This window comes from Serratia rhizosphaerae, from assembly GCF_009817885.1.
GTDB lineage: Bacteria > Pseudomonadota > Gammaproteobacteria > Enterobacterales > Enterobacteriaceae > Serratia_B > Serratia_B rhizosphaerae.
Genome location: NZ_CP041764.1, coordinates 4293708 through 4314603, shown reverse-complemented (window position 1 = coordinate 4314603; position 20896 = coordinate 4293708). Strand labels below are relative to the sequence as shown.

General features: G+C 56.9%; 20 protein-coding genes, 1 pseudogene and 1 riboswitch. Of the genes and pseudogenes, 13 read left to right on the top strand and 8 right to left on the bottom strand.

Annotated features, from left to right (window positions below; genetic code table 11):
- Positions 1–39 precede the first annotated feature (39 nt).
- Both dbpA and cspE (FO014_RS19980) read right to left on the bottom strand, forming a co-directional pair.
- A complete protein-coding gene (gene dbpA, locus FO014_RS19985) occupies positions 40–1422 on the bottom strand; it encodes an ATP-dependent RNA helicase DbpA (RefSeq protein ID WP_160030790.1) in 1383 nt (460 codons plus the stop codon).
- Between the two features lie 173 nt (positions 1423–1595).
- A complete protein-coding gene (gene cspE / locus FO014_RS19980) occupies positions 1596–1805 on the bottom strand; it encodes a transcription antiterminator/RNA stability regulator CspE (protein WP_015672709.1) in 210 nt (69 codons plus the stop codon).
- A 244-nt stretch (positions 1806–2049) separates the two neighbouring features.
- On the opposite strand from cspE (FO014_RS19980), the gene purT reads away from it, so the two are divergent.
- Positions 2050–3228 carry a formate-dependent phosphoribosylglycinamide formyltransferase gene (gene purT / locus FO014_RS19975; RefSeq protein WP_160030789.1) on the top strand — a complete coding sequence of 393 codons (1179 nt, stop codon included), beginning with the start codon at positions 2050–2052 and terminating at the stop codon, positions 3226–3228.
- A gap of 43 nt (positions 3229–3271) precedes the next feature.
- Here purT and FO014_RS19970 read toward each other — a convergent pair whose 3' ends face one another.
- Entirely contained in the window at positions 3272–3514 is a 243-nt protein-coding gene (locus FO014_RS19970; RefSeq protein WP_160031450.1) for a YoaH family protein, read from the bottom strand.
- Positions 3515–3588: 74 nt separating this feature from the next.
- Entirely contained in the window at positions 3589–4593 is a 1005-nt protein-coding gene (locus FO014_RS19965) for a glycosyltransferase (RefSeq protein ID WP_160030788.1), read from the bottom strand.
- Positions 4594–4896: 303 nt separating this feature from the next.
- Here FO014_RS19965 and pabB point away from each other — a divergent pair.
- From pabB to FO014_RS19945, 4 genes and pseudogenes are all read left to right on the top strand, one after another.
- Positions 4897–6269, top strand: a pseudogene (pabB, locus tag FO014_RS19960) (aminodeoxychorismate synthase component 1).
- Positions 6266–6844 carry a CoA pyrophosphatase gene (locus FO014_RS19955; protein WP_160030787.1) on the top strand — a complete coding sequence of 193 codons (579 nt, stop codon included), beginning with the start codon at positions 6266–6268 and terminating at the stop codon, positions 6842–6844. Before pabB ends, FO014_RS19955 begins: the two are co-directional and overlap by 4 nt.
- 447 nt (positions 6845–7291) lie before the next feature.
- Complete coding sequence (sdaA, locus tag FO014_RS19950; RefSeq protein ID WP_160030786.1) at positions 7292–8656, top strand: L-serine ammonia-lyase; 1365 nt, start codon at positions 7292–7294, stop codon at positions 8654–8656.
- A gap of 274 nt (positions 8657–8930) precedes the next feature.
- A complete protein-coding gene (locus FO014_RS19945; protein ID WP_160030785.1) occupies positions 8931–10526 on the top strand; it encodes an EAL domain-containing protein in 1596 nt (531 codons plus the stop codon).
- Positions 10527–10557: 31 nt separating this feature from the next.
- On the opposite strand, the gene FO014_RS19940 is transcribed toward FO014_RS19945, so the two are convergent.
- Complete coding sequence (locus tag FO014_RS19940) at positions 10558–12105, bottom strand: TerC family protein (RefSeq protein WP_160030784.1); 1548 nt, start codon at positions 12103–12105, stop codon at positions 10558–10560.
- Between the two features lie 547 nt (positions 12106–12652).
- Here FO014_RS19940 and manX point away from each other — a divergent pair.
- From manX to mntP, 5 genes are all read left to right on the top strand, one after another.
- On the top strand, positions 12653–13618 hold the full coding sequence (gene manX / locus FO014_RS19935; protein ID WP_160030783.1) for a PTS mannose transporter subunit IIAB: 966 nt from the start codon (positions 12653–12655) through the stop codon (positions 13616–13618).
- Positions 13619–13672: 54 nt separating this feature from the next.
- Positions 13673–14473, top strand: coding sequence for a PTS mannose/fructose/sorbose transporter subunit IIC (locus tag FO014_RS19930; RefSeq protein ID WP_160030782.1), 801 nt, complete (start codon positions 13673–13675; stop codon positions 14471–14473).
- 15 nt (positions 14474–14488) lie between these two features.
- The gene (locus FO014_RS19925) at positions 14489–15334 is read left to right on the top strand and encodes a PTS mannose transporter subunit IID (protein WP_160030781.1); all 846 of its coding nucleotides are present in this window, start codon (positions 14489–14491) and stop codon (positions 15332–15334) included.
- A 54-nt stretch (positions 15335–15388) separates the two neighbouring features.
- Positions 15389–15859 carry a DUF986 family protein gene (locus FO014_RS19920; RefSeq protein WP_160030780.1) on the top strand — a complete coding sequence of 157 codons (471 nt, stop codon included), beginning with the start codon at positions 15389–15391 and terminating at the stop codon, positions 15857–15859.
- Between the two features lie 205 nt (positions 15860–16064).
- A riboswitch (yybP-ykoY riboswitch) is annotated at positions 16065–16247 on the top strand.
- Between the two features lie 12 nt (positions 16248–16259).
- The gene (gene mntP, locus FO014_RS19915; RefSeq protein WP_160030779.1) at positions 16260–16829 is read left to right on the top strand and encodes a manganese efflux pump MntP; all 570 of its coding nucleotides are present in this window, start codon (positions 16260–16262) and stop codon (positions 16827–16829) included.
- Positions 16830–16889: 60 nt separating this feature from the next.
- Here mntP and rlmA read toward each other — a convergent pair whose 3' ends face one another.
- Positions 16890–17708 (bottom strand): 23S rRNA (guanine(745)-N(1))-methyltransferase, encoded by an 819-nt coding sequence (gene rlmA / locus FO014_RS19910; protein ID WP_160030778.1) that lies wholly within the window; start codon positions 17706–17708, stop codon positions 16890–16892.
- Positions 17709–17867: 159 nt separating this feature from the next.
- Between rlmA and pgeF the strand changes: the two genes are divergently transcribed.
- Entirely contained in the window at positions 17868–18581 is a 714-nt protein-coding gene (pgeF, locus tag FO014_RS19905; protein WP_160030777.1) for a peptidoglycan editing factor PgeF, read from the top strand.
- A gap of 55 nt (positions 18582–18636) precedes the next feature.
- Here pgeF and cspE (FO014_RS19900) read toward each other — a convergent pair whose 3' ends face one another.
- A complete protein-coding gene (cspE, locus tag FO014_RS19900; protein WP_002221949.1) occupies positions 18637–18846 on the bottom strand; it encodes a transcription antiterminator/RNA stability regulator CspE in 210 nt (69 codons plus the stop codon).
- Between the two features lie 41 nt (positions 18847–18887).
- Positions 18888–19007: a DUF2627 domain-containing protein gene (locus tag FO014_RS19895; RefSeq protein ID WP_071823832.1), complete on the bottom strand. Its 120-nt coding sequence runs from the start codon at positions 19005–19007 to the stop codon at positions 18888–18890.
- 784 nt (positions 19008–19791) lie between these two features.
- Between FO014_RS19895 and FO014_RS19890 the strand changes: the two genes are divergently transcribed.
- Together FO014_RS19890 and FO014_RS19885 are read left to right on the top strand one after the other, a co-directional pair.
- Entirely contained in the window at positions 19792–20376 is a 585-nt protein-coding gene (locus FO014_RS19890) for a pesticin C-terminus-like muramidase (protein ID WP_160030776.1), read from the top strand.
- Entirely contained in the window at positions 20373–20861 is a 489-nt protein-coding gene (locus tag FO014_RS19885; RefSeq protein ID WP_160030775.1) for a lysozyme inhibitor LprI family protein, read from the top strand. The genes FO014_RS19890 and FO014_RS19885 overlap by 4 nt, the downstream gene beginning before the upstream one ends.
- Positions 20862–20896: the final 35 nt, after the last annotated feature.

Genomic DNA, 20896 nt, shown 5'->3' with positions numbered 1-20896 from the left:
TAATGCCGCGCGGAGGCACAAGCGGGCCTCCGCGGTTAATTATTTCAGCAGGCGCGCCTTGCAGTTTTTCCCTTTGATTTTGCCTTCGCGCAGGCGCTGCAGCGCTTTACGAGCGCTGTTTTTACGGATGGCCACGTAGGCATGCATCGGGAACATATCAATTTTCCCCACTTCCGCCGCGGTCAGCCCCGCTTCGCCGGTCAGCGCTCCCAGAATATCACCGGGACGGATTTTCGCCTTGCGGCCGCCGTCGATGCACAGCGTGGCCATCTCTGCTTCCAACGGCGCGTTGCTCGCCCCGCTCAGTTCACTCACCGGCGCCCACGACAGATCCGCCTGCAGATACTCTTCCAACGCATGCGCCCGCGCCATTTCCTGCGGCGTGCATAGAGTGATCGCCAGGCCGCTCATGCCGGCGCGACCGGTACGGCCGACGCGGTGCACGTGCACTTCCGGATCGAAGGCCATTTCGTAGTTCACCACCAGCTCAAGATCTTTGATATCCAGCCCGCGCGCGGCGACATCGGTCGCCACCAATACGCGGCAGCTGCGGTTGGCAAAACGCACCAGAACCTGATCGCGGTCGCGCTGTTCCAGGTCGCCGTGCAGCGCCAGGGCGCTGATATCACGTGCTTCCAGCGCATCGCACACGCTCTGACAGTCGCGCTTGGTGTTGCAGAACACCACGCAGGAAGCCGGTTGATAGTGACGGATAGCGGCCAGCAGCAGCGCCGGACGCTGGTCGCGCGTCGTTTCATAGAAGCGCTGTTCGATGGTGAGCGGCGCGTCATCGTCGGCCACTTCCACGCTGAGCGGCGTCCGCTGCACGCGGGCGCTGATGCGCTCGATGCCGTCAGGATAAGTGGCGGAAAACAACAGCGTCTGGCGCTGTGGCGGCGTGTAGGCGATCACGTCGTCGATATCGTCGGCGAACCCCATATCCAGCATACGATCGGCCTCATCCAGCACCAGCACCTTCAGCGCGTCCAGCTGCAGCGTTTTTTTCCGCAGGTGTTCCTGCACCCGCCCCGGCGTACCCACCACGATATGCGGCGCATGCACCAGCGAATCCAGCTGCGGCCCCATCGGCTGGCCGCCGCACAGCGTCAGGATTTTAATATTCTGGGTAAAGCGCGCCAGACGGCGCAGCTCTTTGCTGACCTGATCGGCCAGTTCACGCGTCGGGCACAGCACCAGCGCCTGCGTCGCCACCTGCCCGACATTGATTTTATCCAACAGGCCGATGCCGAACGCCGCCGTTTTACCGCTGCCGGTTTTTGCTCTGGCGCGTACGTCCTGCCCTTGCAAAATAGCGGGCAGTGCCGCGGCCTGCACCGGCGTCATGGCGGCATACCCCAGTTCGTTGAGGTTGGCCAACTGTGCGGCTGGCAGCGGCAGGGAAGAAAAGGAAACTGTGCTCACGGCGATAAACTCTTATAGGCGGATGAAAAGGCGACGCTGCCGGTCGGCAGCTTATTCTGGGGGCAGATGATAACAGAGAAGGCCCGGCGGCGTCATAATACCTGGCGGCCGTTCCCGGCGAATACGCATAAAAAAACCCGCCTGAAGCGGGTTTTTCAGCAGCGGGTCGCTAATTAGATAGCAACAACATCGGCTGCAGCCGGGCCACGTTGGCTGTCCTGGATGGAGAACTCAACCTGCTGGCCTTCTGCCAGAGTCTTGAAGCCATCGCTAACGATTGCGGAAAAATGAACGAAAACGTCCTTAGAACCGTCGGCTGGAGTGATAAAGCCGAAGCCTTTGCTTTCGTTAAACCATTTTACGTGACCAGTGATCTTAGCCATTTGACTTTCCTTTACTTGATAAACCTGCCTTTACGGCACTTACGGCGCGAAGCCCCTGCGTTATGTAGGTCTTCTTTCACCGCTGATTATTAACGCATAATCATGCCTACAGGGCAAATTTTTTCGTTTCTGCCGCCTATACGGGCTGTCGGCCGGCGGGCGCGCCGGCTGGCAACGCAATCGTTTTCGTATATACTGCGCGCTGATTTGTATTTGGCTTCACTTTCACATCAGGTACGAAATTATGCTAACGATTGGAACCGCTCTGCGCCCCGCCGCCACCCGTGTCATGCTGCTCGGATCCGGCGAGTTGGGGAAAGAAGTGGCTATCGAATGCCAGCGTCTGGGGCTGGAGACGATAGCCGTTGACCGTTACTCCGACGCGCCGGCGATGCACGTGGCACACCGCAGCCACGTGATCAATATGTTGGATGGCGAAGCGCTGAAAGCCGTTATTGAACAGGAACGCCCCGACTATATCGTGCCGGAGGTTGAAGCCATCGCTACCGCGATGCTGGTGCAGCTGGAGCAACAGGGCCACCGGGTCGTCCCCTGCGCCGAAGCCACCCGCCTTACCATGAACCGCGAAGGCATCCGCCGTCTGGCGGCAGAGACGCTCGGGCTGCCTACCTCCACCTACCGCTTTGCCGACGATGAGGAGAGTTGCCGGCAGGCGATCGCGCACATCGGTTACCCCTGCATCATCAAACCGGTAATGAGCTCTTCCGGTAAGGGCCAGAGCCTGCTGCGCGCCCCCTCCCAACTGAGCGCCGCCTGGGATTATGCCCAGCGTGGCGGCCGCGCCGGCGGCGGACGGGTCATTGTGGAAGGGCTGGTTAAATTCGATTTTGAAATTACCCTGCTGACCATCAGCGCCGTTGACGGCGTGCATTTTTGCGCGCCCATCGGCCACCGTCAGGAAGACGGCGACTATCGCGAATCCTGGCAGCCGCAGCAGATGTCCGCCCTGGCGCTGACGCGAGCGCAGCAGATTGCCACCCAGGTTGTCACTGCGCTTGGCGGTTACGGCCTGTTCGGCGTCGAGCTGTTTGTCTGCGGTGACGACGTCATTTTCAGCGAGGTATCGCCACGTCCGCACGACACCGGCATGGTCACGCTGATTTCACAGGATGTCTCGGAATTTGCGCTGCACGTGCGCGCTTTTCTCGGCCTGCCGATCGGCGCCATCCGCCAGTTTGGCCCGGCGGCATCCGCCGTGATTTTACCGACGCTCGATAGTGGCGATCTGCGTTTTAGCGGTCTGGAACTGGCGCTGGACGGCACCAATCAGCTGCGTCTGTTCGGCAAGCCGGAGATTACCGGCCGGCGGCGTTTAGGCGTCGCGCTGGCCTGCGGTGACACCACCGAACAGGCGGTGGAACGGGCCAAACAGGCAGCGGCGGCGGTTGTGGTGCAAGGTTAACCCAGATAGCGGGCGCTGCAGGTCGCGGCGCCCGGATAGCACATCAGTAATCGTCGTCGTCTTCGCCTTGCGGCTCGACATCCTCGCGGTCCTGCACCTCGGACTCGGACGCACCGTCGTCGGCGTCCTCCTCATCAAACAGCACGGCAACCCGCTCTCCCTGATGCTTTTCGCGAATCTCCTGCGCAACGCGGGCGATGGCTTCGCCGCTGCTCATGCCCTGCTCCATCAGTTGATGGATACGCTCTGCGGCTTCCTGCTGTTCCTGGTGGTTCAGCGACGGCATTCCAAGCATGTCTTTATCTCCGGCAAATTTGGAGGGGGATTATACCGCGCGCCGCCGCCGTCGCAAGCCTGGGGTCACGCCGCCTGGGAATAGCCGGCATCCTCGCGCCGCCACTGTTTCAGGCGATGGCGCCACAGCAGCACATGCCAGCCCTGTTTCATTCCGCGTGCATTGGCCGTCATAATAACGTCCATGCCTCGCTGATAGAACTCACGCACAATTTGCTGCTGCGCCGCCAACTCTGGCTCACGGCGAACGCTGTGGCAAATTCCCAGCGCCTCGCGGGTAATCTGCCAGTGAAACGCCGGACGGATGGCGATACGATCGGCGTAGCGTTGATTTAGCGCCACCAGCATCTCAATGATCTTCATATAATGACGCTGGTAGTCGACATTCGCCGCGCCGGTGCGCCGACGGTTACTGATCGACTGGCCGTGTACGCGCTGGCGATACAGCGGCGTGCTGAGATATTTCACCCGTTTGGCGTTAAACATCACCTCCGTGGTCCACGGAATATCCTGGTGGTGTAAGCCCGGTTCAAAATAGAGCCGGTGTTGCTTAATAAAATCAAGCCGATAAATCGCCAGCCACACCACGTGGATAAATTTTCGCGAATTTAATGCGCGCTCAAACCATCGCGGCCCGCTAATAACGTCGGTGGACGCCAAACGCTGCGGCGGAATAATCGGTAGCAACTCACCATTGTGCTCGAAATAACGTTCACCGTTGCACTGCATCACATCCAGCTGATGTTTTTCCGCCTGCTCAATTAATGTGGCGTACATCGCCGGCGACAATAAATCATCGGCATCAGGGAACGCGACATACTTACCACGCGCCGCCGCCAGGCCGCGATTGCGCGCGACGGAAACGCCGGCATTAACCTGATCGATCACCTGAATATGTGCATAACGTGCGGCATAGCTGTGCGCTATTTCCGCAGAACCATCGGTGGCACCGTCATTAACAATGATAACTTCCAGACGTTGTTCCTGTTGCGCCAATAAAGACGCAAGAAATGGCTCCAGTAATTCGCCCACATTATGCATCGGGACGATAACGCTCAGCATTAACGACATAATTTTGCTCTATATGCTTATTATCAGGCGGAAAACAGACCTGTTTGCTATTACATGTCACGGGCGTCGCCAGTTAGCTCGTCATAGCGCAGCAATGCCCCAGAGACGCTGTCGTCACGCAGGACAATGTAATTGCCGTGTAAATATTTATAAATTTTTGCATATTTACATTTCGTTTAAGGAGCAAAAAATGCTTAGCAGACTACCCGCTTTCCTGAGCAGCAAACATGCGCAAAGCGCGCTGATGTGGCAAACTAACGCCCCACCCCCCCGACGTTCCGTTAGCCAGGTTTATTACAATTCATGACAGCCACCGCTCCGCACCTTAAATCCTTGCCCTATACCCGCGATACGCTGCTGCAACTGTTTTCTCCGTTGTCCGCGCAGCCCTGGGCCATGCTGCTGCATTCCGGCTTTGCCGAGCACTCGCATAACCGATTTGATATTTTGGTGGCCGACCCCAGAGTCACGCTGACCACCCGTGGTGCGGTAACGGAAATCCGCCGTGACGGCGACAGCCTGAGTTCGACGGACGACCCTTTTACTCTGCTGCAACAGCAGCTGTCCGCACTGCCTTTCACGCCGTCGGCCGACGATGAACTGCCGTTTCAGGGGGGGCGCTGGGGCTGTTTGGTTACGATCTGGGGCGGCGGGTGGAAACGCTGCCGACGCGGGCCCAGGCGGAACTGACCCTGCCGGATATGGCCGTCGGCATTTATGACTGGGCGCTGATTGCCGATCATCACCGGCAGCGGCTTACCCTGCTGAGCTACGGCGATATCGAACAGCGCTGGCAATGGCTGAGTCATCAACAGCCCGCGCCGACGGCGGCGTTCCAGCTCAGCGGCCCCTGGCAGGCAAACATGACGCGGGCGCAATACGGCGAGAAATTCCAACGTATTCAACATTACCTGCGCAGCGGCGACTGCTATCAAATCAATCTGGCCCAGCGCTTCTCCGCGCCTTATCAGGGCGACGAATGGCAGGCCTTTCTGCGGCTGAACGACAGCAACCGCGCGCCGTTTTCCGCCTTTTTACGTCTGCCGCACAATGCGGTGATCAGCATTTCGCCGGAGCGTTTTTTATGGCTGAAGCGCCAGCAGGTTCAAACTCGGCCGATTAAAGGCACGCTGCCGCGACTGGCCGACCCGCAACAGGACGCGGCCCAGGCACAGCGGCTGGCCGCATCGCCGAAAGATCGCGCCGAAAATTTGATGATCGTCGATCTGCTGCGCAATGATATCGGCCGCGTCGCGCAGCCCGGCAGCGTGCGCGTTCCCGAACTGTTCGTCGTCGAACCTTTCCCCGCGGTGCATCATCTGGTCAGCACCATTACCGCCCGGCTGCCGGCTGCCACGCCGGCCAGCGAACTGCTGCGCGCCTGTTTTCCCGGCGGTTCCATTACCGGTGCGCCCAAGGTGCGGGCGATGGAGATTATCGAGGAGCTGGAGCCGCAGCGGCGCAACGCCTATTGCGGCAGCATCGGCTATATCAGCGCCTGCGGCACCATGGACACCAATATCGCCATCCGCACGCTGATGACCGAAAACGGCCGTATTCACTGCGCCGCCGGCGGCGGCATCGTGGCCGACAGTCAGGAACAGGCGGAATATCAGGAAACTTTTGATAAAGTAGGCCGAATCTTACCGCAACTGGGGGAGTTTAATCCTTCGTGAACCCACCGACCTATCCCGCTTCGCTGGCCGATTTTGTCAGCCGTTTTCAGCTGCAGCAGCCGCAGTCGGTGCAAACATCACACGGCATACGCGCCGCCGCAGTGCTGGTGCCGATCGTCTGCCGGGAGGAACCGACGCTGCTGCTGACCCGCCGCGCCGATACGCTGCGCAAACACGCCGGGCAGGTGGCCTTTCCCGGCGGTAAGGCCGATCCGCAAGACGCTTCGCTGATTGCCACCGCGCTGCGCGAAGCCGAGGAGGAAGTCGCCATTCCGCCCGCCGCGGTGCAGGTGCTCGGCCAGATGGCGCCGCTCGACAGCAGCAGCGGTTTTCGCGTGACGCCGATCGTCGGCCTGGTGCCGGCCGATGTCCGCTTTCACGCCAATGAGGGCGAAGTGGCGGACGTGTTCGAAATGCCGCTGCACGAAGCCCTGACGCTGTCACGCTATTACCCGCTGGATATTCACCGCAACGGCTATCGCCACCGGGTGTATCTGTCCTGGTATCAGCGCCGCTTCGTCTGGGGACTGACCGCCGCCATCATCCGTCGTCTGGCGCAGCAGGTCAGCCTGTAGTCCCGCCTTTAAGTGATCGCCATCACATCCCGCTCACGGACTATTCCGGGTTTCGGCACGAAAGCGATCGCCATCACTTCATCGGCCTGCCAATTCAACTATCTTGCAGGTCATTGAGGTTTTAAAAAAACTGTAAACCCTCTCTTAAACATTACGATATGCCTGTAAAATACGGTCAGTCGGCATAAACATCTACGCAAATAGGGTTATGCCGCCGCGTGCGGTTAAAGGAGCGCCGACGCGATGGCCCGAGAGAAACTCAGTGCGGCGCTGTTTCACGGCTGGCGCCATGCCCGTCGCCATCACCCATTTTGTGACGCCACGGATTATTTTATTTCATGCGAAAAAGAGCGCCAAACCCGTAAGGCCTCTTTACAATATCGCTGTTCCCTGCGCGGTTTTTAACCGCCGCAGCCATAACAATATGCCTCTTTAAGGAGTACTAGCGTGATTAGCGTTTTCGACATGTTTAAGATCGGCATCGGCCCGTCCAGCTCTCACACGGTTGGACCGATGAAAGCCGGCAAACAGTTTGTCGACGATCTGGTAAATAAAGGCCTGATGCCTTCTATCACGCGTGTTGCCGTTGATGTTTACGGCTCACTTTCGTTGACCGGTAAAGGTCACCACACCGATATCGCCATCATTCTCGGCCTGGCCGGCAACCTGCCGGACAGCGTGGATATTGACGGCATTCCGGGCTTTATTCGCGATGTCGAACAGCGCCAACGCCTGATGCTGGCAGGCGGCCTGCACGAAGTCGACTTCCCGCGCGACGGCGGCATGGTGTTCCGCAGCGACAACCTGCCGCTGCATGAAAACGGTATGTGCATCCACGCCTTCGCCGGTGATAAAGAAGTCTACAACAACACCTATTATTCCATCGGCGGCGGTTTTATCGTCGACGAGGCGCATTTTGGCAAAGCCGACGTCAGCGAAGTCACGGTGCCCTATCCTTTCCATTCAGCGCGTGAAATGCTCGAACACTGCCATAACACCGGTCTGTCACTGTCCGGCATGGTGATGCAAAACGAACTGGCGCTGCACAGTAAGCAGGATATCGAAGCCTACTTCGGCAACGTCTGGCAGACCATGCGCGCCTGTATCGACCGCGGTCTGAATACCGAAGGCGTACTGCCCGGCCCGCTGCGCGTACCGCGCCGCGCCTCGGCGCTGCGCCGCATGCTGGTCGCCTCCGACAAACTCTCCAACGACCCGATGAACGTGATCGACTGGGTCAATATGTTTGCCCTGGCGGTCAATGAGGAGAACGCCGCCGGCGGCCGCGTGGTTACCGCGCCGACCAATGGCGCCTGCGGCATCGTGCCGGCGGTGCTGGCCTATTACGACCATTTTATTGAATCGGTCAGCCCGGATATCTATATCCGCTACTTTATGGCTGCCGGCGCTATCGGCGCATTGTATAAGATGAACGCCTCCATTTCCGGTGCGGAAGTCGGCTGTCAGGGTGAAGTCGGCGTTGCCTGCTCCATGGCCGCCGCCGGCCTGGCCGAACTGCTGGGCGGCAGCCCTGAACAGGTGTGCGTCGCGGCGGAAATCGGCATGGAACACAATCTGGGGCTGACCTGCGATCCGGTGGCCGGACAGGTGCAGGTACCCTGCATCGAACGCAACGCCATCGCCTCGGTAAAAGCGATCAACTCGGCGCGCATGGCGCTGCGCCGTACCAGTGAGCCGCGCGTATCGCTGGACAAGGTGATCGAGACCATGTACGAAACCGGTAAAGATATGAACGCCAAATACCGTGAAACCTCACGCGGCGGTCTGGCGATAAAAGTCCAGTGTGACTAAGCTTTGAAAACCCCGCCAGATGGCGGGGTTTTTGTTTTATTTTCAATCAACTGGAAATTATTTGTGACACCATCACGTCATCTTTCCCAGCATACTGAGCCTCTATCCCCGGTTTAACCTGCGTTTTATCCCTTTGTTCACGCCAACTGAAATAAATTATTACGCTACCATTCCGTCCTCTACCATCATGGCTAAAATTAGCCGAGAATCAGAAGGTAGGAGAAAGTCCGATGCTGTACATTGGATGGCTTAGCGCAACAAGGATTCAACGTCGATGTTAATGACCCAATTTGCTGTCAACAAGTACCGCTATTATCGCTGGTTGCTCTCCGGCGCGGTTGGGTTGGCTATCCTCTTTATCTCATTATACATTCGCTATTATCAGGAAGTTAAAACCATCGATCGCAGCCAGCAGCAGCTAGCGGCACACACCGTTGCCAAAATAGAACGCTTGCTGCAGCCGGCCAGCGAGCAGGCCCGGCAGACCATGGCGTTGGTTGGCCGCCCCTGCAGTACACTGACCGCGACGCTGCGTTATCGCGCGGCGCAGAATCAGGCGTTGCGCTCCGTGCTGTTGGTCAAAGATAACGACATTTACTGCTCCAGCCTATTTGGCCAACGTCAGTATCAGCTCGACGCCCTCTTGCCACAACTGCGCCCGACCGCCGAGACGCAGTTGGTGCTGCGTCCGTCGTTGTCGGTGACCAAAGGCCTGCCGACGCTTGTCATGTGGACGCCGCAGGCCCAGGACGTCCACAGCGGCGTTCTGCACGTGTTCAATATCGATCTGCTGTCGGATTTTCTATTGGAGCCGCAGCAGCCCTATGGTCAGCGTATCGTGCTTAACGTCGGCGCACAGAGCCTGGAGTACGCCAAACGTGAAATCATCGACAGCAGCACACTACGCGGCGATCTGCGCTACACCTCCGCCTCCAGCCTGTACCCTTTTACCCTCTCGCTGTTTGGTCCCTCAACCCAACGTATGGCGCTCGGCGCGCTGCCTGCCCACGTGCCGCTGGCGCTGCTGATCAGCCTGCTGGCCGCCTATGTGGTCTATCTGATTACCGCCAACCGCATGAGCCTGTCTTACCATATCAGTCATGCCATCAGCCGCCGCGAGTTCCAGGTGTACTGCCAGCCGATCATCAACGGCGCCAGCGGCCGCTGTCTCGGCATCGAAATTCTGCTGCGCTGGAACAGCAAGCGACAGGGCTGGATCTCGCCGGACGTGTTTATTCCGCTGGCCGAGCAGCACGGGCTGATTAACCCTCTGACACGCTTTCTGATGACCACGGTGGTGGAAAATCTGGCGCTGTTCCCGCCGCGCCCTTCGTTTTATATCAGCATCAACGTCGCCGCCGAGCACTTCAACGCGCAGACGATCCTCGCCGATATCCGCCGCATCTGGCTGCCGGCCAACCCTATGCCGTCACTGATGCTGGAGCTGACCGAACGCACCGCGCTGTCGGAGATTCAATACGAGCACATTCGCGCGCTGAAAGAGCTGGGCGTTATGCTGGCAATTGATGATTTCGGCACCGGCCACAGTTCACTCAGCTACCTGAAAAAACTGAGTCCGGACGTATTGAAAATCGACCGCGCCTTCACCGCCGCCATCGGCACCGATGCCATCAACGCCACCGTCACCGATACCATTATCACGCTCGCCCACCGCCTGAAGTTAAAACTGGTGGCCGAAGGGGTGGAAACCGCCGAACAGGCCGATTACCTGTGTCTGCGTCAGGTCTATGCGCTGCAGGGCTATTATTTTGCCAAGCCGATGCCGATTCAGGCGTTCCCGCAGTGGCTGCAGCACTATGAAGCACATCAGCGCGCCGCGTCGGAAGAGTCCCGCCCGGAGGAGAAATGAAACCGGAGGCCTGAGCCTCCGGTTGATAGGATTATTCGGGGTCTGCCTGTGCCGACATCACCTGACTGATACGCACCAGTTCTATGCGGTATTCGGACGCCGCCAGGATCTCAAAACGCAACCCGTTTTGCTCCAGCACCTCGCCCACCGCCGGCATCTGGCCGTAGTGCGACAGCAGGAAGCCGGCCAGCGAGGCGTAGTCCTCCGTCGGGCTCACCAAATCCTGACAGTTCAGCGCCTGCTCCAGCGAGTGCAGATCCGCGCCGCCCTGAACCAGCCAGCTGTCGCCGTCGACCACAATATCCGGTGTTTCATCCTCGTCCGGGAACTCGCCGGCAATGGCCTCCAGCACATCCAGCGGCGTTACCAGCCCCTGCACCACGCCGAACTCGTTGGTGACCACCACCAGACGGCCTTTGGCGCGCCGTAGCACCGCCAGCAGGTTAATCACGTCCATAGTCTCCGGCACCACGATCGGCGGCGTGCGTGCGGCAAACTCGGCGATATCCTCGCCCTGCTCCAGCGCCACCAGCAGATCCTTGGCGCGCACCACGCCGATAACTTCATCCAGCTCATCCCGGCACACCGGGAACAGGCTGTGCGGCGTATCCAGCAGCTGTGCCCGCACCTCATCGCGTGAGCGATCGCAGTCAACCCACGAAATTTCGGTACGCGGCGTCATCACGCTGCGCAGCGATCGCGAGGCCAGCGTCAGCACGCCGCTGATCATGTAGCGCTCTTCTTCCGCGAAGGTTTCATCCACCGGCATCAGTACGTCTTCCGTCGCCTGCTGCTGTGCGCGCTGCTGCCCCATCAAACGCATGATGGCTTCTGCGGTGCGCTCACGCATTGGCCGACGTTCCTGATGCTTGATAAAGTTGCGACGCGCAATCTGGTTAAACAACTCGATCAGAATCGAGAAGCCGATCGCCGCATACAGGTAGCCTTTCGGAATATGCAGGCCGAAACCTTCCGCGATCAGGCTCAGGCCGATCATCAGCAGGAAACTCAGGCACAGCACCACAATGGTCGGATGCGCATTGACGAAATTGGTCAGCGGCTTGGACGCCAGCAGCATCACCGCCATAGCGATCACCACCGCGGTCATCATCACCGGCAAATCGTTTACCATGCCGACGGCGGTAATCACCGCATCCAGTGAAAACACCGCGTCGAGGATCACAATCTGCACCACCACCGCCCAGAATTTGGCGTAACCGCGGTTGCCCTCATCCTGATGCGAGCGCCCTTCCAGCCGCTCGTGCAGTTCCATCGTGGCCTTAAACAGCAAGAACACACCGCCGAACAGCAGAATCAAATCGCGGCCGGAGAAGCTGAACTCCGCCACGCTGAACAGCGGCGTGGTCAGCGTGACCATCCACGAAATCACCGACAACAGCCCCAGGCGCATAATCAGCGCCAGCGACAGGCCCAGAATTCGTGCCTTATCCCGCAGCTTCGGCGGCAGTTTGTCCGCCAAAATGGCGATAAACACCAGGTTGTCGATACCCAGTACGATCTCCAATACCACTAAGGTCAGTAACCCTGCCCAAATTGAGGGGTCCATTAAAAATTCCATGTCAGACTCCGGAAAAAGACAGATTAGCTAAGCGACGCGCAGGGGCGATGAATCGCATGTCGGACGCAGTGCGGCGGAAATAGCAAAAGTTCGGGGTGGTAGTACCGGGATATGGCCGGGCGGCCGTGATTGCTTGTGTGATGCCAGCAGGTGGCGGGTATAACCTTGGAAAACAGCGACTTCGGTGACAGTCCATAGGGTGGGCTGAGGCCCTTCACTCCTAATAATGAAAGAAGCGGATACTCTATCAGGAAAAATTTTACTGTCCAAGCCAATTTTAAATCGCCGTGTTGATCTGTCAACAAGCTGAAAAAACATGCGATTTCTCTTAGTTAATAGCGGAGCAGCGTCACACTATTTATTTTTTCGCCCACTAAAATAAATGACGAAAGCAGCGGTCTATCCGGCCGGCCGGCTAACGCTGTACGACCAGGGCCGACTCTGCCTTGCCGAATTTCACCCATAATGGATCTGAACCGTGAAACTGACCGTCAGGAAGACGGCAAAAACAACGATCTGTACCTGAGGTTTAACGAGGAGGTAGCGAGTGGCAATAGCTATTATCATCGGCACACACGGGAGCGCCGCAGAGCAGTTGCTGAAAACGGCGGAAATGCTATTGGGCGAACAAGACAACGTCGCCTTTATCGATTTCGTTCCCGGAGAGAATGCCGAAACTTTAATTGAAAAATACCAGGGAAAAATCAGCGGCCTTGATACCAGCGGCGGCGTGCTGTTTCTGGTGGATACCTGGGGCGGCAGTCCGTTCAACGCTGCCAGCCGGGTCGCCGTCGACCAGCAGAATTATGAGGTGGTCACCGGCGTTAACATTCCCATGCTGGTAGAAACCTTTATGGCGCGCGATGACGATCCGGGCTTTGATGAGCTGGTGGCCATCGCGGTGGAAACCGGCCGCGAAGGCGTGAAAGCGCTAAAAAAACCGCCGGAGGAAAGCCCCGCGCCCGCCGCCCCTTCGCCCGCTCCGGCCAAGGCCGCGCCCGCCGTTGCCCTCGGCCCTAACGACCATATGAAAATCGGCCTGGCGCGCATTGACGATCGCCTGATCCACGGCCAGGTCGCCACCCGCTGGACCAAGGAAACCAATGTGTCGCGCATTATCGTGGTCAGCGATGAAGTCGCCGCCGACCACGTGCGCAAAACCCTGCTCACCCAGGTTGCGCCGCCGGGCGTCACCGCCCACGTGGTCGATGTGGCAAAAATGATCCGCGTGTGGAACAACCCGAAATACGCCAATGACCGCGTGATGCTGCTGTTTACCAACCCGACCGACGTCTGGCGTCTGGTAGAAGACGGCGTTGACATAAAGTCGGTCAATATCGGCGGTATGGCGTTCCGTCAGGGAAAAACCCAGGTGAACAACGCCGTGTCGGTGGATGAGAAAGATATTGAGGCGTTTAAAAAACTCAATGAACGCGGCATTGAACTGGAAGTCCGTAAGGTCTCGTCCGATACGCGTTTAAAAATGATGGACCTGATCAACAAACTTAATTAATGGCGACAGCCGTCATTATTCTACTCAGCGCTCTTGGTCAATAGGAGAAGTGCAATGGAGATAACCACGCTTCAGGTTGTACTGATATTTATCGTTGCCTGTATTGCCGGCATGGGTTCCGTGCTGGATGAATTCCAGTTTCACCGCCCCCTGGTCGCCTGTACGCTGATCGGCGTTATCCTCGGCGATATGAAAACCGGCATCATTATCGGCGGTACGCTGGAAATGATCGCCCTCGGCTGGATGAACATCGGCGCCGCAGTTGCGCCCGATGCCGCACTGGCCTCCATTATTTCCACCATCCTGGTTATCGCCGGCGGACAAAGCGTCGGCGCCGGTATCGCGCTGGCCATTCCGCTGGCCGCGGCGGGCCAGGTCTTAACCATCATCGTGCGTACGCTGACCGTCGCCTTCCAGCACGCGGCGGACAGCGCGGCCGAGCGCGGCAGCCTGCGCGCCATCAGTTGGCTGCACGTCTCCGCCCTGCTGCTGCAGGCGATGCGTATCGCCATTCCGGCCGTGATCGTTGCGGTTTCCGTCGGTACCGCCGGGGTGCACGCGCTGCTGAACTCCATCCCGGAAGTGGTGACCACCGGCCTGAATATCGCCGGCGGCATGATCGTCGTGGTCGGTTACGCCATGGTGATCAATATGATGCGTGCCGGCTATCTGATGCCGTTCTTCTACGCCGGTTTTGTCACCGCCGCCTTTACCAATTTCAATCTGGTGGCGCTGGGGGTCATCGGCGTAGTGATGGCCGTGCTGTATATCCAGCTCAGCCCTAAATATAACAAGCCGCAGGTGGTTCAGGGCGGTCCTGCCCAATCGAACGACCTTGATAATGAACTGGACTAGGAATAGGTGAGAGAAATGGTTGATACCACTGCAGCTCAAAAGAAACTGACGCCGGCCGACGTTCGCGGCGTATTTATCCGCTCTAACCTGTTTCAGGGATCGTGGAACTTCGAACGTATGCAGGCGCTGGGCTTCTGCTTTTCCATGGTGCCGGCAATCCGCCGCCTGTACCCGGAAAACAACGACCAGCGCAAACAGGCGATCAAGCGCCATCTGGAGTTTTTCAACACCCACCCTTACGTCGCTGCGCCGATCCTCGGGGTAACGCTGGCGATGGAAGAACAGCGCGCCAACGGTGCGCCCATCGATGACGCCGCCATCAACGGCATCAAGGTCGGGCTGATGGGGCCGCTGGCCGGCGTCGGCGACCCGATCTTCTGGGGCACCATGCGGCCGGTGTTCGCCGCGCTGGGCGCCGGTATCGCCCTGACCGGCAGCCTGCTCGGGCCGATCCTGTTCTTCGTGCTGTTTAACCTGGTGCGGATGCTGGTGCGCTACTACGGCGTGGCCTATGGCTACCGTAAAGGCGCCGATATCGTTAACGATATGGGCGGCGGCTTCCTGCAGAAACTGACGGAAGGGGCGTCGATTCTCGGCCTGTTTGTCATGGGGGCGTTGGTCAATAAGTGGACCCATGTCAACATCCCGCTGGTGGTGTCGAAAATCACCGACCAGACCGGGCATACCACCGTCACCACGGTGCAGACCATTCTCGACCAGCTGATGCCGGGCCTGATCCCGCTGCTGCTGACCTTCGGCTGTATGTGGCTGCTGCGTAAAAAGGTCAATGCGCTGTGGATCATTCTGGGGTTCTTTGTCATCGGCATTTTCGGCTACTGGATTGGCCTGCTGGGCGAGTAAACCACCGTCACGCCGGGGGATACCCCCGGCTTTTTTTATGTTAGGGAGTTTAAGATGTCGCTGACGGATATCGCCATCGCGCTATTTATCGTCTTGCTGTTGCTGTATGCCATTTATGACCAATTCATCCAGGAGCGGCTCAAAGGCCCTACGCTGCTCAAGGTAAGACTCAAACGCCGCAATCGCATCGACAGCCTGATTTTTGTCGCGCTGCTGGCTATTTTGCTGTATCGCAATCTGGTCAGTCAGGGATCGCCGCTGACCAGTTGGTTATTAATCTCTTTGGCGCTGGTCGCCATATATCTTGCTTATATTCGTTGGCCGACATTGTTATTTAAAACGCAGGGTTTCTTTTATAGCAATGTCTTTATTGACTACTCTCGCATCAAAGCAATGAATTTAACCGAAGATGGCGTTCTGGTGATTGCATTAGAGCAACGACGCTTATTGATTCAGGTCACCCAGTTAGACGACCTGCAAAAGATTTATGATTTTTTCATTGAAAATCAAAATATTAAAACGTAGCCGTTCACTTCCTATCGAATCCGGCGTCAAAAACGGTTAATTTATCCACGACGCCGCCGAACCCCTTGCTTATTATTTCCACAATGACATCATCACTATCTGCTTTATTTTCCCCCTGCAATCATTTAATGAAAACAATTATCAATTTCATTAAATACCCCCAAGAATTAAACGTTGTCTTTGGCAAAAATAATATGATAAGGTTGCGTCCGTCATTGGGGAGTAGCCGGTTTCTGATTCTGCACAATCAGAAACGCCCGTATCAACATACTCGTTTTGTCGTTTGAAACGTGGTGCGGGCAGCCAGAGTCAGGTTGGCGAGACCATAGGCACGTAACTCCGTCGTTTGGTTGGGGGTGGGTTGCGTGTATATGGAGCCGCCCGGCCGAGACTATTTCACATGAATCTATCCGCTACCCTGATCCTCGCTTTCGGCATGTCTATGGATGCGTTTGCTGCGTCTATCGGCAAAGGCGCCAGTCTGCATCAACCCCGTTTTCGCGAAGCACTCCGTACCGGCCTTATCTTCGGTGCCATTGAAGCAATTACCCCGCTGATCGGCTGGTCGCTGGGCCTGCTTGCCAGCCAATACATTATGGAATGGGATCACTGGGTCGCCTTCGGCCTGCTGCTTATTCTCGGCGTGCGCATGATCGTCGGGGGGATACGCAACCGCCCGGACGAGGTTGAAAAGGTCAAACGCCACGGATTCTGGCTGCTGGTCGCCACCGCAATCGCCACCAGCCTCGACGCCATGGCAATCGGCGTCGGTCTGGCCTTCTTACAGGTGAATATCGTGCATACCGCCATGGCCATCGGCTGCGCCACCATGATAATGGCCACGCTGGGTATGATGATCGGCCGCTTTATCGGCCCGCTGCTGGGCAAACGCGCCGAAATCCTCGGCGGGCTGGTGCTGATCGGCATCGGGGTGAATATTCTGCTGGACCATCTGGGCTATCTGTCCTGACAGACACATCCCCCTCGTTAAGGGCTGAACGCTGTTCAGCCTTTTTTCGCCTGACCTATGCTACGCCTCGCGGCGGTACAGGCTGATGGCAAAGTCCGTCTCACAGTCAAAGACGTCGCTGGCCGCCAGCCGCTGCTGCACCTCCGGCGAGGCGCGCCAGGCAAATGGCGTCATCTGCAGCAAATTCGCCGCCTGCTCGCCCGGCAGCGCCATCGTATACGCCAGCCGTTCGCTGTGTTCACGTTGAAAACCGCTCAGCGTCTCATCATGCTCGTCATGTAGCTGAACCTGTTGATAAACCTGCTCTTTCAGCTGATATAAATGGCGCGGCGCCGGTGACACCGTCACAACCACCCCACCTGGACGCACCACGCGCGCCAGCTCGGCCGCCTTACAGGGCGCATAGATGCGCAATACCGCGTCCAATGACGCATCGGCAAACGGCAGGCGATGGCTGGAGGCGACGCAGAACGCCACCTGAGGGTAACGCTTGGCGGCATAGCGAATGGCCACCTTGGCCACATCCAGCCCATAAACGGCCATCTGGCGCTGCTCTCGCAGCCGTTCAGCCACCGCGGCGGTGTAATAGCCCTCGCCGCAGCCGATATCCAGCAGCGTCTGCGCATCGGCGCCCAGCGCATTATCCAGCAGCTCAGCCACTCGCTGACGTAGCGGCTGGTAAAATGCGCCCTCCAGAAAGGCGCGCCGCGCCTGCATCATCTCCGCACTGTCGCCAGGCTGCTTCGAGCGCTTGTGCTGTACCGGCAACAGATTGACGTAGCCTTCCTTTGCACGATCGAACTGATGGTTATTTTCACAACGCCACTGTTGCTGGGTGAGCAGCAGCGGCAACTGGCACAACGGGCAAAGATAAGACATGGGCTTGGCTTCCAGAGAGATACGGCGCGGCTAGTCTAAATAAGCCCGGGTATTGATGCAAGGCGCGCCAGCGCGCGGTATACAGCCGACGCTAGCCAAAGCGGGAAAAAGCTCGCTACACTGGGTGCCTGTCTTTCAAATACGGATTGTTATCAGACCATGACCGATTATTCCGCACTGCTCAGCGCCATCCCGGCCATTCAGCACGGCTTTGGCAACAAAAGCGCGCTGCTGCCTGCCTCGCTGCTGCACTACCGCGATACGCTGCCCGAGAAAAAGCAGGTGCACGGCACACGCATCGTCGATGTGCTGCAGCCAGGGCAGCTCTGCGGCGAGGCGGACGGATTTTACACCACGCAGCCGGGCATTTTGCTCAGCGTGCTGACCGCAGACTGCCTGCCGGTGATATTCAGCCGCCGCGACGGTGCGGCGATCGGCGCTGTACACGCCGGCTGGCGCGGCCTGCTGGACGGTATTCTGGAACAGATGGCGCAGCGCATCGCGCACGATGACGATCCCGCCAACTGGGTGGCCGCCATCGGACCGGCTGCCGGCCCCTGCTGCTATGAAGTCAATGAAGAGCTGGTAGCGCAGTTTCAGCAGCGTCTGCCGCAGCCGCCCGCGCTGATCAGCCCGCGCTTTCGCCATTTGGATTTGGCCGCTATCGCCCACGATAAGCTGACGGCGCTGGGGTTTGCCGCCGTCGACCACGCCGGCAGCTGCACCATCTGTACGCTGAACGCCGATCCACAGCAGCCGCAGCGTTTTAAATACACCAGCTTTCGCCGCAACAGCCAACGTCGGGCGCAGGATCCGCAGCATCCTGATATCAAAGGACGTAATCAGTACGCCGCCATCATTATCAATCCCTGACTGACAGGCACGAAAAAGCCCGCACGCTGGCGGGCTTTTTTACAGCTGACGCTGATTAGATAGCAGTAACGTTTACTGCTGATGGACCTTTCTGGCCATCCTGGATTTCGAACTCAACGTTCTGGCCTTCAGCCAGGGTTTTGAAGCCGTTACCCTGGATTGCAGAGAAGTGTACGAACACGTCTTTGCTGCCGTCAGCCGGGGTGATGAAACCGAAACCTTTAGACTCGTTGAACCACTTAACTTGACCTTTGATCTTTGCCATCTTGAGTATTTCCTTTGGATTGTTTAAACCGCCCGTAGGCGTTACATAGACAAACTAGAGTCGTTACTGCTTGAGGCACTAAGATAAGGATCGGCAGAGAAGCGGTATTCAACGTTAACGTCTTTACTCAGAACTTCTTTACTGATAGAAATGCCACACATATACAGAACTGTACCTCGTTTTACCCAATTGCGTTATCACATACTCTGTATGCAATGGCAAGCCATTTTTAATCACTGATGGACGCGTCGCACATAATTGAAACGGTCAGCCGCGGCAACGGGCTGAACACGCTAAAATATGTTGAAGCTTTCCCTCTTTTCTGCTCTGCAGCACGCATGCCCTGTACTCCCCGCCCCGTCGGGGATGCAACAAAACTTTCGCTGCGTATGCATCGCTGAGCCAACGCCACAGGCCCCGTTTTCTGACTTTAAGATTAAAGTTTTTTGAATATTTATGAATTCCCTTCACAGATCAATATTCTCCATGTTTGCTCCTGAGTGCTCCTGCTAACAACATGCAGGTTAACGCCACTTACGGCGATGAGGAACAGCGGTGTTAGTGTTAAGGCGTGCATGCGGATGCCCACCCGGCTCATTCGATATGGCCACAGCAACAACAGCGAATTGGCCTCTGCCACCGTAAGCGGTAAATGTGTCACGTTACAGGTTGCTTTGAATATCCATCTCGCTGTCTTATGACGTCATCACAAACTGGTAGGAATTCGCCCGTGTTTTCTCTCTTTTTTCTAATTTGTTTCCGTAGAAACCCGTCCGTTATTTCCCTCCCCCGAAAAAACTGATTATTACAACGAGTATTTGAGCGCCGTATCACACTCAATGCGGACAATTCCCCTTTCTCTTTGCAGAACGATTATTCAAAATCGGTGGTGCGTTTATTTTCTATACATCGACCAGGTCATTTTCTACGGATGGAGATTGAGTTATGTCAGAGCCAACGGTGGCGAGAGGAAAGTTTACTTATGATAACGAGGGTAATGATTCAGGAAAATGGAATTCACGACATTTACATTGGCCAGAAAAATACTCTGGCGTCACTATCGGCCGCGGCTACGACTTAAAACACCGCCAAAGGGAACAGGTCATTCGCGATCTTACCTGCGCAGGCATCAGCCAGGAGAAAGCCGAACTGATTGCCGGTGGCGTCAAACTGACGCGCGACGCAGCGCGAAATTTTGTACGTACTCATCGCGATCAAATCGGAGAGATCACCACAAGTCAGCAGATTCTGTTATTTAACCGAGTTTATGCTGAATATGAACGAGTGGCAAAACGTGTATATCAACGTCACGCAGCATCAGAAAATGGTTATATCCTTTGGGAGGACTTATCATCTGAAACCAGAGAGATTATTACAGATATGGTGTATCAGGGTGCAGCTTATATCGAAACATATAAAGCGGCAGCAAGAGATAACAAAGATGAGTTAATTTCTCATATTAAGGAGAACCTTCGCGGAGATAAAAAAAGGCATAATGATAGAATCAACTATCTAAGGAGTAGTAAATGAAAAATACAAAATCATACCAATGCTCCGCAGCGGTTCTGCTACTGTTGTTCTCCGGCTCATACCCTGCTTTGGCTGACAAAGGGAAGCGCGTGATTATACCTGATGTAATCGGACAACTGGTTCAGCAACAGCAAGACAGATTATGCATCACGGAAGACTCCCGCGGATCTAGTTCACGTGCAATGGCCGAGTGCGCCGACCTGTTGCTGGCAGACTCACAATTGCGGTTGGAGCACCGAGTGGCCAAAGTCAACAATTATTTGGCTGTTTACGATCGGGAAACGAAAGGCTATGAAGACAACGGGAAGGAGTACCTGGCAGCGTTCAATAAATATTTGGCAACGTGGCGTGAGTATGTCAGCGCCAAATGCGGTTTTCTGTATTTTGAATTCAGGGATCCTGGCAAATATATAGAAACGCATACCTGCCAGGCAGAGGAAAACTACCTGCTGGAAACCTCACTGCGCCGCTTTGGCTCAAGTTAGCCATCGGCATATCGCGCCTGCGTCAGGTATCCTGC